Source organism: Lysobacter concretionis Ko07 = DSM 16239 (assembly GCF_000768345.1).
GTDB classification, from domain to species: Bacteria; Pseudomonadota; Gammaproteobacteria; order Xanthomonadales; family Xanthomonadaceae; genus Novilysobacter; species Novilysobacter concretionis.
Genome location: NZ_AVPS01000004.1, coordinates 119,992 through 133,059, shown reverse-complemented (window position 1 = coordinate 133,059; position 13,068 = coordinate 119,992). Strand labels below are relative to the sequence as shown.

The 13,068-nt window shown below is 68.8% G+C and carries 12 protein-coding genes; 1 reads left to right on the top strand and 11 read right to left on the bottom strand.

Going from position 1 to position 13,068, the window contains the following annotated elements:
• The first annotated feature begins 30 nt into the window (after positions 1-30).
• Entirely contained in the window at positions 31-564 is a 534-nt protein-coding gene (locus N792_RS05160; protein ID WP_052103505.1) for a DNA-deoxyinosine glycosylase, read from the top strand.
• Between the two features lie 18 nt (positions 565-582).
• On the opposite strand, the gene N792_RS05155 is transcribed toward N792_RS05160, so the two are convergent.
• The 11 genes from N792_RS05155 to prmB form a co-directional block, all read right to left on the bottom strand.
• Complete coding sequence (locus tag N792_RS05155; protein ID WP_036193170.1) at positions 583-1,530, bottom strand: isopenicillin N synthase family dioxygenase; 948 nt, start codon at positions 1,528-1,530, stop codon at positions 583-585.
• 56 nt (positions 1,531-1,586) lie between these two features.
• Positions 1,587-2,948, bottom strand: a complete 1,362-nt coding sequence (glmM, locus tag N792_RS05150; protein ID WP_156969301.1) for a phosphoglucosamine mutase — start codon at positions 2,946-2,948, stop codon at positions 1,587-1,589.
• Complete coding sequence (gene accD, locus N792_RS05145) at positions 2,945-3,835, bottom strand: acetyl-CoA carboxylase, carboxyltransferase subunit beta (RefSeq protein WP_036193167.1); 891 nt, start codon at positions 3,833-3,835, stop codon at positions 2,945-2,947. Before accD ends, glmM begins: the two co-directional genes overlap by 4 nt.
• A gap of 128 nt (positions 3,836-3,963) precedes the next feature.
• Complete coding sequence (gene trpA / locus N792_RS05140; RefSeq protein ID WP_036193165.1) at positions 3,964-4,776, bottom strand: tryptophan synthase subunit alpha; 813 nt, start codon at positions 4,774-4,776, stop codon at positions 3,964-3,966.
• A complete protein-coding gene (gene trpB / locus N792_RS05135) occupies positions 4,773-6,002 on the bottom strand; it encodes a tryptophan synthase subunit beta (protein ID WP_036193528.1) in 1,230 nt (409 codons plus the stop codon). The genes trpA and trpB overlap by 4 nt, the downstream gene beginning before the upstream one ends.
• Positions 6,003-6,089: 87 nt before the next feature.
• Positions 6,090-6,749, bottom strand: a complete 660-nt coding sequence (locus N792_RS05130; protein WP_036193164.1) for a phosphoribosylanthranilate isomerase — start codon at positions 6,747-6,749, stop codon at positions 6,090-6,092.
• Positions 6,750-6,829: 80 nt separating this feature from the next.
• Positions 6,830-7,627 (bottom strand): tRNA pseudouridine(38-40) synthase TruA, encoded by a 798-nt coding sequence (gene truA / locus N792_RS05125; protein WP_036193527.1) that lies wholly within the window; start codon positions 7,625-7,627, stop codon positions 6,830-6,832.
• 82 nt (positions 7,628-7,709) lie between these two features.
• Positions 7,710-9,578, bottom strand: coding sequence for a type IV pilus assembly protein FimV (locus N792_RS05120; protein ID WP_084105426.1), 1,869 nt, complete (start codon positions 9,576-9,578; stop codon positions 7,710-7,712).
• Positions 9,579-9,701: 123 nt separating this feature from the next.
• Positions 9,702-10,727: an aspartate-semialdehyde dehydrogenase gene (locus tag N792_RS05115; RefSeq protein ID WP_036193162.1), complete on the bottom strand. Its 1,026-nt coding sequence runs from the start codon at positions 10,725-10,727 to the stop codon at positions 9,702-9,704.
• A 115-nt stretch (positions 10,728-10,842) separates the two neighbouring features.
• On the bottom strand, positions 10,843-11,943 hold the full coding sequence (aroC, locus tag N792_RS05110) for a chorismate synthase (protein ID WP_036193159.1): 1,101 nt from the start codon (positions 11,941-11,943) through the stop codon (positions 10,843-10,845).
• 134 nt (positions 11,944-12,077) lie between these two features.
• Positions 12,078-13,025, bottom strand: a complete 948-nt coding sequence (prmB, locus tag N792_RS05105; protein WP_036193157.1) for a 50S ribosomal protein L3 N(5)-glutamine methyltransferase — start codon at positions 13,023-13,025, stop codon at positions 12,078-12,080.
• Between the last annotated feature and the right edge of the window lie 43 nt (positions 13,026-13,068).

Below are 13,068 nucleotides of genomic sequence, written 5' to 3'. Positions count from 1 at the left end.
GAGCACAATCACCCCGCACCCGTCCCGACCATGACCGTCCGCCTCCACAGCTTCCCGCCGATCGTCCCGGCCGATGCCCGCGTCCTGATCCTGGGCAGCATGCCAGGCGTGCGGTCGCTGCAGGAAAACCGCTATTACGCGCACCCGCAGAACCGGTTCTGGCCGTTCATGGGCCGGTTGCTGGGCATCGACCCCGCCCTGCCTTACGCCGAACGCTGCATCGCACTGGCGACGGCCGGCATTGCCCTGTGGGACGTGCTCGCCAGTTGCGAGCGTGAAGGCAGCCTGGATTCGGCGATCCGCGACGACACCGCCCACCCGAATGATCTCGGCGGCCTGTTCGCCGCCTGCCCGGACCTGTCCACGGTCCTGTTCAACGGCGCGAAGGCCGAGAGCAGTTACCGCCGGTTCGTGGCCGCGCAATTGACGGTCGATCGCAGGCGCTACCTGCGGCTGCCGTCGACCAGCCCGGCGAACGCCTCGCAACGGCCTGCCGACAAGCTGGAGGCCTGGCGACAGGGGTTGCTCCTGGCCGGAGTGGATGTCCTGCCGGACCGGCCCTGACGCCGGGTTCGCCCTGGACTACTTGAGCTTGATCTCGCGCAGGCGCTCTTCCAGGTAACCCTGCGCGGTGATCGGCTCGGGGTAGCGGCTGGGATTGTCGGCGGTGACCGTGCCGGGCAGCACATCGATCAGGAAGTCCGGATTGGGGTGCAGGAAGAAGGGCGTGGAGTAACGCGGCTGGCGCGCCTTGTCGCCCTTCGGGTTGACCACCCGGTGGGTGGTCGACGGGTACACGTGATTGGTCAGGCGCTGCAGCATGTCGCCGATGTTGACCACGATGGTGTCGGCATCGGCGGTGAACGGCACCCACTCGCCCTGGCGTGACAGCACTTCCAGGCCCTCGGCGCTGGCGCCGACCAGCAGCGTGATGAGGTTGATGTCCTCGTGCGCGCCGGCACGCTCGTTGGGCACTTCCGGCGAGGTGATCGGCGGATAGTGCAGCGGCCGCAGGATGGAGTTGCCCGAATCGATCTTGTCGTCGAACCAGTCCACCGGCAGATCGATGTGCAGGGCCAGCGCGCCGAGCACTTTCGCGCCCAGGTGGTCCAGCGCCTGGTAGAGGCCGTAGGCGACCTCACGGAACTCGGGAATCTCACTGGGCCAGACGTTGGCCGGCATCGAGGCGGCGTATTTCGAGTCGCGCGGAATCTCGCGACCGACATGCCAGAACTCCTTCAGGTCGGAATACGTCGCGCCTTTGGCGGTCTCGATGCCGAACGGGGTGTAGCCGCGGGCACCGCCGCCGCCTTCCACGTGGTACTTGCGCTTGACCGCTTCGGGCAAGGCGAAAAAGCGCTGGAACACGTCATAGCTTTGCGCAATCTGCGCCTCGGGAATGCCGTGCCCGTGGATGCCGGCAAACCCCCACTCCTGGTAGGCGGCACCCAGCTCGGCAACGAACGCGTCCCGCTGGGCGGGATCCTCGAAACGGCGGATGTCGAACGTCGGAATGCGGGTCTGGCTCATGTCTTCAGCTTGCTAAAGGAGGGTTGGCGCGGCCGGCCAACGCCGTCCGCGGGGGATTATTGCGCTGCCAGCCGGACGGCTTCAGCGAGGCGGTCCAGGGTGGCCTGCATCAGTTCACTGCCGTCGGCCTCGACGGTGACGCGCACCACCGGCTCGGTGCCGGACGGACGCAGGAAGGCGCGTCCACGCCCCTGCACTGCCAGCTGCGCATCGGCCAGCGCCGCCTGCACCGTGGCAGCCTCGGCCGGTCTGGCGCCATTGCCGAAACGCACGTTGACGGTCCGTTGCGGCACCTTTTGCAGCCCCGCCAGGGCATCGCCCAAGGTGATGCCCTGACGGTGCAGGACTTCCAGCACCTGCAGGGCGCTGACGATGCCGTCGCCGGTGCTGGTCCGGTCCAGGCACAGCAGGTGGCCGGAGGCTTCGCCGCCGAGCACGCCGCCGTGGGCAATCAGTTGCTGGTGCACATGCCGGTCGCCGACCTTGGCGCGGACGAACCCGATCCCCGCCTGCTCGAACGCGCGCTCCAGTCCGTAATTGGTCATCAATGTACCCACCACCGGGCCCTGCAGACGGCCGCTTTCGCGCCAGTCGTTGGCCAGCAGGTAGATCAGGTCGTCGCCGTCGTGGACCGTGCCCTGCGCATCGACGAACATCACCCGGTCGCCGTCGCCATCGAAGGCGATCCCCAGCACCGCGCCGGTTTCGCGCACGCGGGCGGCCAGCGCCTCGGGATGGGTCGACCCGACCCCGTCGTTGATGTTCAGGCCATTGGGAGCCACGCCGATCGCGTCGACCTTCGCCCCCAGCTCGCGCAGCACCAGCGGGCCGAGCTGGTAGGTCGCGCCATTGGCGCAGTCCACCACGATGTGCATGCCGCCCAGGTCAAAGCCCTTGGGGACGGAGTTCTTGCACGCTTCAACGTAACGGCCGACGGCGTCGCGGGTGCGTTCGGTCTTGCCCAGCTCTTCCGAGGGCACCGTGCTGAATGGCTGCTCCAGGGCGGCCTCGATCTCCAGCTCGGTGGCGTCGTCGAGCTTCTCGCCTTCGGCGGAGAAGAACTTGATGCCGTTGTCGAAGTGCGGGTTGTGCGAGGCGGAAATGACGATACCGCCATCGGCGCGCATCGAGCGGGTCAGATGCGCCACCGCCGGGGTCGGCATCGGCCCCATCAGTTGCACATCCACGCCCGCGGCGACCAGCCCGGCCTCCAGCGCCGCCTCGAACATGTAGTTGGAGATCCGCGTGTCCTTGCCGATGATCACCACCGGCTTGCGCCAGGCACGCTTGGCGTGCACCGCACGCTTGAGCGCGTGGCCATAGGCGTTGCCCAGGCGCAGCACGAAATCGGCCGAGATCACGCCCTCGCCGACCCTGCCACGGATGCCGTCGGTACCGAAATACTTGCGTCCCATCAGACTGTGGCCTCGGCGTCATCTTCGGGCCGGGGCTGGCGCATCATCATCGCCAGCAGGTCGGCGAGGCGGTCGCGCAGTTCGCGACGGTCACAGATCTGGTCGATCGCGCCGTGCTCGAGCAGGAACTCGCTGCGCTGGAAGCCTTCCGGCAACGTCTCGCGCACGGTCTGCTCGATCACCCGCGGGCCGGCGAAACCGATCAGCGCTTCCGGCTCGGCGATGTTGATGTCGCCCAGCATCGCCAGCGAAGCCGATACGCCGCCGGTGGTCGGGTGCGTCAGCACCGCGATGTACGGCAAGCCGGCCGCACGCAGGCGACCCAGCGCGGCCGAGGTCTTGGCCATCTGCATCAGCGAGAACAGGCTTTCCTGCATCCGCGCGCCGCCGGTAGCGGTGAAGCACACCAGCGGGCAACGGGCTTCCAGCGCGGCTTCCGCGGCCAGGGCGAAGCGCTCGCCGACCACCGAACCCATCGAGCCGCCCATGAAGGCGAAGTCGAACGCACAGGCGACCAGCGGCTGCTGCTTCAGCGTGCCCTGCAGGGCGATCAGCGCATCGCGCTCGCCGGTGGACTTCTGCGCGGCCTTGATGCGATCCGAGTACCGTTTCTGGTCGCGGAACCTGAGCACGTCCGTCGGGCCGAGCCTGGCCCCGATCTCGGTGGTGCTGCCGGCGTCGAACAGCGCCGCCAGCCGCGCACGGGCACGGATGGCCCGGTGGTGGCCGCACTTGGGGCAGACCTCGAGGTTTTCCTCGAGCTCGGGACGGTAAAGCACGGCGCCACAACGGTCGCACTTTTCCCACAGCCCCTCGGGCACGCTGCGGCGCTTGGCCGCGGCGTTGTCGGTACGGATGCCGGACGGCATGAGTTTCTTGAGCCAGGACATGCGGTGCGAGATTCCCTGTATTTGCCCGGTGCGATCGCCCGGAAATCGTCAGTCCCGGATCGCGCGCTTGCCGGCCGCGCTCCAGGTGCCGGACTGTCCGGCCAACGTGGCAGTTTAGCGCAGGCCCATCAGACCGGGGTTGCCGCGTCGATGGCGCGTCGCAACGGCGCCAGGAACGCCGCCGCGCGCCTGGCGGCATCGTCGGCGTCGGCTGCATCGGCCATCGCCGCCACCAGCGCGCTGCCGACCACGACGCCATCGGCCTCGCCCGCCATCGCCGCGGCACTGGCCGCGTCCTTGATGCCGAAACCGGCCACTACCGGCACCAGGTCGAGCGCACGGATGGCATGCAGCCGGTCATTGGCCGCGCCGGCATCCAGATGGTCGGCTCCGGTCACGCCGGCGTAGCTGACGTAGTACAGGTAACCGGTGGCCAGTTCGCAGAGGTGAGCCATCCGCGCCGGCGACGTCGTCGGCGCGGCCAGCAGGATCATGTCCAGCCCATGGGTTTCGAATGCGGTGCGGTAGTCGGCGGCTTCCTCGGGGGTCAGGTCGACCAGCAACGCGCCATCGATGCCCGCAGCCACGGCCTGCGCGGCGTAGCGCGCGGGCCCGCGGATCTCGACGGGGTTGAGATAGCCCATCAGCACGACCGGGGTCAGGTCGTCGATTTCGCGGAAACGCCGCACGGTCTCGAACACGTACGCCATGTCCGCGCCGCGCGCGAGCGCCCGCTCGGAGCTGTGCTGGATGGTCGGGCCGTCGGCCATCGGATCGGAGAACGGCACCCCGATCTCGATCACGTCGGCACCGGCGGCGACCAGCGCGTGCATCACCGGCACGGTCGCCTCCAGCGACGGATCGCCGGCGGTGATGAACGGCACCAGGGCTTTGCGTCCGTTGGCCTTGAGCTGGGCAAACCGGGTGGCAATACGGCTCATAGCGACATCCCCTCGCGCGCAGCGATCGTGTGCACGTCCTTGTCGCCCCGGCCGGACAGGTTGCACAGCACGATCGCGTCCGCGGGCAGTTCGCGCGCGAGCTTCACCGCCTGCGCGACCGCATGGCTGGACTCCAGCGCCGGCAGGATGCCCTCGGTGCGGATGAGCTGGTGGAACGCCGCCAGCGCCTCGTCGTCGGTCACCCCGACATACTCCGCGCGACCGGTCTCCTGCAGGAAGGCATGCTCGGGGCCGACCCCCGGATAGTCCAGGCCGGCGGAAATCGAGTGGGTTTCGACGATCTGGCCGTCGTCATCGCACAACAGGTAGGTGCGGTTACCGTGCAGCACGCCCGGTCGGCCGGCCGACAACGACGCGGCATGGCGACCGCTGGCGACGCCCTCGCCCGCCGCCTCGGCGCCGACGATGCGCACGCCGGGGTCGTTGAGGAACGCGTGGAAGATGCCGATCGCGTTGCTGCCACCGCCGACGCAGGCGGTCACCGCATCGGGCAGGCGGCCGTACTCGGCCAGCATCTGCTCGCGCGCCTCGCGCCCGACCACGGCGTTGAAGTCGCGCACCATGCGCGGGTACGGGTCGGGGCCGGCGACGGTACCGATGATGTAGAACGTGTCGGCGATGTTGGTCACCCAGTCGCGCATGGCCTCGTTGAGCGCGTCCTTGAGCGTCGCCGAGCCGCTGCTGACGGGCACCACCGTCGCGCCGAGCAGCTGCATCCGGTAGACGTTGATCTTCTGCCGCTCGATATCCGTCGCGCCCATGTAGACCACGCATTCCAGCCCCAGCCGCGCGGCGACGGTGGCCGAGGCCACGCCGTGCTGGCCGGCACCGGTCTCGGCGATGATCCGCTTCTTGCCCATCCGGCTGGCCAGCAGGGCCTGGCCGATGGTGTTGTTGATCTTGTGTGCGCCGGTGTGGTTCAGGTCCTCGCGCTTGAGCAGGATGCGCGCGCCACCGACTTCGCGGCTCAGCCGCTCGGCGTGATAGATCGGGCTGGGACGGCCGACGTAATGCGCCAGGTCACGCTCGAATGCGCGGATGAACGCCGGGTCGATGCGGGCCGCATCGTAGGCCGCAGCCAGCTCCTGCAACGGGCCGACCAGGGTTTCGGCGACGAAGCGGCCGCCAAACCGGCCGAAATGCCCGGAGGCGTCGGGGGTGGCGTGGTAATCGACCGGCGGGAGGGAGGAAGACTCGGGAAGCATCGACACGACTCGTTGGTTGTCGCCAGACACCTCGCAGGCGTTGGCGGAAAGTGGAAAGTAATGACGTCGACCGGGGATACCGGCGACTCAGTCGGGGACGTGACAATCGGCGCGGCGCACCTGCTCGACGAAATGCCGCATCTTGTCGCCGTCCTTCAGCCCCGGTGCCGTCTCGATGCCGCTGGAGACATCCACGCCCCACGGCATGGTGGCGAGGATCGCATCGAACACGTTGTCGGCGTCCAGGCCGCCGGCCAGTACGAACGGCTTCTGCACGCCGGCCGGAATCCGCAACCAGTCGAACACCTTGCCGCTGCCGCCCGACCCGCCGGCGACGTGGCTGTCGAACAGAAACCCCGCCGCGCCGGGATACAGACGCTCCAGCGCGGCCGGATGCCCGCTCGCGATCGGGCTGCCCAACGGGATCGCCTTCAGGTACGGGACGCCAAAACCGCGGCAGAACGCATCGTCCTCGCTGCCGTGGAACTGCAGCAGGCTTGGCCGCACATGGCGCACGACATCACGCACCTCCTGCGTGCTGTTGTCGCTGAACAGGGCTACCGCGTCGACCAGCGGCGCCAGCGCCTGCCGCATCGCCCGCGCCTGCTCGGGCTCGAGCCGGCGCGTGCTGCCCTGGGCGAACACGAACCCGATCGCATCCACGCCCAGCTCGCACGCCAGGCGCACGTCACCGGGCCGGGTGAGACCGCAGAACTTGATCCGGGTACGGAACAGGGTCCGTTTCAAGACAACACCTTCAAGACAGGGCCTTCAATACAACCTTCAAAACCGGATTCCTCGACAGCAGGCCGTTCACCGCAGGCCATTCACGACGTGACCTCGGCCGGGAGTTGCCATTGTGCCGGGTAAAGCGGCCCGAGGAACACCAGACCGGCCGAGGGCGCCGTCGGCCCGGCCAGCGCCCGGTCGCGCCCCGCCAGCAGCTCGGCCATCCATGCGCCGGGCCGCTCGCCCTGGCCCACCACCAACAGGCTGCCGACGATGTTGCGGACCATGTGGTGCAGGAACGCATTGGCCTGGATGTCCACCGTCACGACCTCCCCGGTCCGGGTCACGCTGACCTGCTGCAGGTCGCGCCGCGCGTGTGGGGCCTGGCAATGGACAGTGCGGAATGCGGAAAAATCGTGCTCGCCAAGCAGGTACTGCGCCGCCTCGTGCATCGCTGTCGCATCCAGCGGCGGACGCACCCAGCTCAGGTATTGCCGCTGCATGGCCGGACGCACCGGACGGTTGAGGATCGAGTAGCGGTAACGCCGAGCCCGCGCGGAGAACCTCGCATGGAAATCATCGGCGACCGGCACGCACCAGTTGACGCATACCGATGCCGGCAGCCGGCTGGTGGTGCCCAGTACCCAGCCACGCGGGTCGCGCTGGGCCGGCCCGTCGAAGTGCACCACCTGGGCGGCGGCATGCACGCCGGCATCGGTGCGCCCAGCGCAGACCACCGCGACCGGCTCGCCAGCCACGAACGACAGCGCCTGTTCGAGCGCGGCCTGCACGGTCGGCTCGTTGCGACGCTCGGGCTGACCGGGCCGGTTCAGCCGCTGCCAGCCGGAAAATCCGCTGCCGTCGTACTCGACTCCCAGCGCCCAGCGACGTCGCAGCACTCCCGCACCGGCGGGCGAGGGAGTGATGTCGGCGTCAGTCGATACGGGCAGGTTCGGCTCGGGTTCCGCGGACACTGCCTTATCCGATATCCCGCAACAACCGGGCCGCCTGCTCACGCGCGGCCGGACTGCCGCCGATCACCAGCTCGCCGAGGAGTTGGCGGGCACTTTCCCGGTCGCCCAGGTCCAGATAGGCGCGGGCCAGTTCCAGACGCTCCAGGCCCGGCACTTCGGTTTCGAAATCGGCATCGCCGGCGGCCGGCACGCTGTCGGCGAGGGCGGTCGCGGTTGCCGACGCCGGCACCGGCTCCAGCCGGTTCAGCTTGTTCTTGCCCGATGTCGCGTGCCATGCCGGTACGGCCACATCGGCCACATCGGCGACATCCGGTACGGCCGGGGATGCCGGGACTTCACCCGCATCCGCACGGGCGGGAGGAGCCGGCGATGTCAGGCGATCCGTCGCAGTCGAAGTCGCTGTTGCCGTCGACGAAGCCACTTCGGCCCGGTCCTGTCGACGGTTGTCGGAAGACTCGTCATCGAACCGGCTCGACTGTGGGAAGCCCGCGGCCAGCGTCGATGGCGCGCGACCGGGCTGGGTCGGCGCCGGTGCGCGGAACCTGGGCGCCATGTCGGCACGACGCCGCAGCCACCAGCCGCCCAGCAGCGCCAACACCAGCCCGCCTCCGCCCAGCAGCCAGGGCAGGGTCGATGCGGATCCGCCCGCATCGGCCGCCTGGGTCTGCGCCAGCTGCTGCTGTGCGGCGGTCAATTCGGAGTCCTTCATCGAGATCAGCTTCTGCTGGTCGGCCTGGAGCTGCTCCAGTGCTTCGATGCGGCTCTTCATCTCAGCCAGTTCGGCATCGCGCGCCGCCAGGGTCTCCTTCGTGGTCTGCAGTTCCTGTCGCACCATGTCGCCCTCGCCTCCGGCACTGATGCCCGATTGGGTTCCCGCCCGGCTTGCGTCGCTTGCGCCCGGGGGAACGATTTCAAGCCGCGCACCGTCGCTGCCGGCGGCCGCCGTTGTTGCCGCCGTGGTCGCGGTCGCGTCATCGCCGCCGGCCAGTTGCGGTTGTGGCACCGGTTGCCGCGCGGCGCGCCACGCCCGCGTCTGCTCGCGCACCTGCGCCATCGCCTGCGCTGCCTCGATGCCGCGTACCTCGGCGGCATCGGGCACCCGCAGCACCGCGCCCTGCTTGAGCAGGTGGATGTTGCCGTCGATGAACGCCGCGGGATTCGCCTGCAGCAACGCGATCATGGTCTGGTTGAGGCTGCCGCCGAGGCCGAGTCGGCTGGCGATCGTCGACAGGTTTTCGCCGGCCTGGACTGCGCCGTAGCGGTCCGGGCGCTCAATCAGGGCCGGAGCGGCCGCAGGCGCGGCAACCGGCGTCGCAGGAGCTGCCGCGAGCGGCGTGTCTTCGCGATCCGATGCCTCGACACCCGCGTCCAGCGGACTTTCCGCACCGGAATCGGCCACAGCCTCCTGCGGCAACGGCTCGCGCACGATCGCATTGGACGGCGCGACCATCGGCGTGTCGATCGGCGGCTGCAGCGGCGCGGACACCGTGCGCGGGGCGTCCAGCAGGGTCGAGTACTCGCGGACCAGCCGCCCCTGCCCCCAGTCGACCTCGATCAGGAACGTCAGCAACGGTTCGTCGATCGCCGCCTCGCTGGTGACCCGGATCACCGGCCTGCCGGCCTGGTCGAGCGCCGGCATGAACCGCAGTTGGGCCATCACGCCCTGTGGCAGGCCCAGGCCGACACGCGCGAACGTCTCCGGCGACGCCAGTCCGGCGCGCAGGTGCTCCAGTTCGGACGGATCGCTGGAGATGATCGGGATCTCGGCCAGCAAGGGTTCGCCGAGCTTCGACTTCAACTCGATCTGGCCCAGCCCCAACGCCGCGGCCGAACCGCTGGCCACTGCCAGCGCCACCGCCAATGCCGTACGCATGAATCGCTTCACAACCACTCCCGACAAACCCCTGGCCGCGACTCTAACGGCCGTCGCCGATGGCGGCAATGCAGGCCGGCGCCCGGCTCCACCCGTTCTGGCGCCCGCAACGGCAAGTGCCGATCAGTTCCCATCGCGCTCGGCCACCACCAGCTCGGCCAGTTGCACCGCATTCAACGCCGCACCCTTGCGGATGTTGTCGGCGACCACCCACAGCGACAGCCCGCGCGGATGGGAGATGTCCTCGCGGATGCGCCCGACATACACCGGGTCGTTGCCCGAGGCGTGCGTCACCGCGGTCGGATAGCCGCCGTCAACATGCTCGTCGATCACCTCGACCCCGGGCGCCGCCTGCAGCAACTCGCGCGCCTCGGCCGCGCCGAGCTTGTCGCGGGTCTCGATGTGCACTGCCTCGGAGTGGCCGTAGAACACCGGCACCCGCACCACGGTGGCATTCACCCCGATCGTCGCGTCGCCGAGGATCTTGCGGGTCTCCCAGACCAGTTTCATCTCCTCGCTGGTGTAACCGTTGTCGAGGAAGTCGCCCCCCTGCGGGATCACGTTGAACGCGATCTGCACCGGATAGACCTCGGGCTGCACCTCGCGGAAGCTGAGCATGCCTGCGGTCTGGCGGCCCAGTTCCTCCAGCGCGCGCCGGCCGGTGCCGGACACCGACTGGTAGGTCGCGATGTTGATGCGCTCGATCGTCGCCCGCCGATGGATCGGTGCGAGCGCCACCATCAGCTGCATGGTCGAGCAGTTCGGGTTGGCGATGATGCCGCGCGGACGCTGTTTCAGCGCCTCGGGATTGACCTCGGCGACCACCAGCGGCACGTCGTCGTCGCCGCGGAACACCGACGAGTTGTCGATCACCACCGCGCCGGCCGCCGCAAACCCGGGCGCGTATTCCTTCGACACCGCACCGCCGGCCGCGAACAGCGCGATGTCGACCCCGGCCGGGTCGAACGTGGCCAGGTCCTGCACCACCAGCTGGCGCGCACCGTATTCGAGTTTCTCGCCGGCCGAGCGCCCGCTGGCCAGCACATGCAGTTGACCGACGGGGAACTGGCGCTCGGCGAGGATCTTCAGCAGCATTTCGCCGACGGCGCCGGTGGCACCGACGACGGCTACGTTTACGGTCTTGCTCATCTGGGGTTTCCTGGTGAGTTTCGATGGCCGAGTCATTGTAGGAGCGACGTAAGTCGCGATTTCCTCGGTGCTTCGCGAGTCCGGAGGGTCGCGACTTACGTCGCTCCTACGGGGATTACGGTTTTCGGCCGGGCACGCGCGGAATGATGTCGCCCACATCGCCGCACTGCGCGCGGTGTCGCAGTGCCTGGTCCATCAGCACCAGCGCGACCATCGCCTCGCAGATCGGGGTGGCGCGGATGCCGACACAGGGGTCGTGGCGACCGGTGGTGACCACCTCGACGGGTTCGCCGTGGATGTCCAGGCTGTCGACCGGCAGCCGCAGGCTCGACGTCGGCTTGAAGGCGACCGAGCAACGCACGCGCTGGCCGGTGCTGATGCCGCCGAGAATCCCGCCGGCGTGGTTCGATTCGAAGCCTTCCCGGCCGATGGGATCGCGGTGCTGGCTGCCCCGCTGGGCGACGGAGGCGAAACCGTCACCGATCTCCACGCCCTTGACCGCATTGATGCTCATCAACGCGCCCGCCAGCTCGCCGTCGAGCTTGCCGTAGACCGGCTCGCCCCAGCCCGGCGGCAGGCCGTCCGCATAGACATCCACCCGCGCGCCGACCGAATCGCCGGATTTGCGCAGCGCGTCCATGTACGCCTCCAGCGCCGGCACCTGGGCCGCGTCGGGCCAGAAGAACGGGTTGTCCTCGACCACCGCCAGGTCGATCGTGTCGGGCACGATGTCGCCGATCTGCGACAGGAAACCCTGCACGCGCACGCCATGCCGGTCGGCCAGCCACTTCTTCGCGATCACGCCGGCGGCGACCCGCATCGTGGTTTCGCGGGCGCTGGAACGGCCACCGCCGCGTGGGTCGCGGATGCCGTATTTCTGCCAGTAGGTGTAGTCGGCGTGGCCGGGGCGGAACTGTTCGGCGATCTTCGCGTAATCCCGGCTGCGCGCGTCGGTGTTGCGGATCAGCAGCGCGATCGGGGTGCCGGTGGTGCGGCCTTCGTACACGCCCGAGAGGATCTCGACCTCGTCGGCCTCGTGTCGCGCGGAGGTGTGCCGGCTCTTGCCGGTCGCGCGACGGGCCAGGTCATGGCGGAAGTCGTCCGGTGCGATCGCCAGGCCCGGCGGGCAGCCGTCGACCACGCAGCCGATCGCCGGCCCGTGGCTTTCGCCGAAGGTGGTGATCGCAAACAGTTTTCCGAAGGTGTTGCTGGCCACGATGGCTCCTGTGGTTGATGTTGTAGGAGCGACGTGAGTCGCGACCCGCCGAACCCAGGGACGATGTGCAGGTCGCGACTCACATCGCTCCTACGACCGAAGGAAGTCCCCGTGGGACAGAAGCAGCCGAGCGATCATCCCCGCGCGTCGGCCAGTGCCTTGATCCTCGCACGGTGTTCGACCAGATCCGCGCGATCGACCGCGAAGATGCCCATCTGGCCGACCTTGAACTCGATCCAGGCCAGCGGCAGTTCGGGCAGCAATGCGACCAGCGCGCGCTCGGCCTCGCCAACTTCGCAGATCAGCAGACCGTTTTCGGACAGGTGCTGCGGCGCATCGCGCAGGATCTTCAGCGCCAGGTCCAGGCCGTCGTCGCCGGCACGCAGGCCCAGCTCGGGCTCGTGGGCGTATTCGGCCGGCAGCGCATCGGTCTCGTCGTTGGTGACATACGGCGGGTTGGTCACGATCAGGTCGTAGACCTCGCCTTGCAGGTCGTTGAACAGGTCCGACCTGCGCAGGCTGACGTTGTCGGCGTGCAGGCGGGCCTTGTTCTCGGCCGCCAGCGCCAGCGCGTCGTCGTTGATGTCGACGCCGTCGACCTGCCAGTGCGGGTGGTAGTGCGCGGTGGCGATCGCGATGCAGCCCGAGCCGGTGCACAGGTCGAGCACGCGGCCGACCTCGCGTCCGCCCAGCCAGGGCTCGAAGCCGGTCTCGATGAGTTCGGCGATCGGCGAGCGCGGCACCAGCGCGCGCGGGTCGCTCTTGAAGCTCAGGCCGGCGAACCACGCCTCACCGGTCAGGTAGGCGGCCGGGATGCGCTCGTTGATGCGGCGCTCGAACAACGCCAGCACCTGCTGTTTCTCCTCGCTGGTCACCCGCGACGCGCCGTAGACCGGACTCAGGTCGTGCGGCATGCGCAATGCGTGCAGCACCAGTTGGGTCGCCTCGTCGAGCGCGTTGTCGTAGCTGTGGCCGAATGCCAGGCCGGCCTCGCCGAAACGGCTGCCGCCAAAACGGATCAGGTCGATGATCGAGACCTGCTCGAAGGTGGCGGAGCCAAAGTTGGCACGTTCGACGGTCATGGCAGCAAGTTCTACGGAGGGCCGGCGATTATAGCGGCAGCGG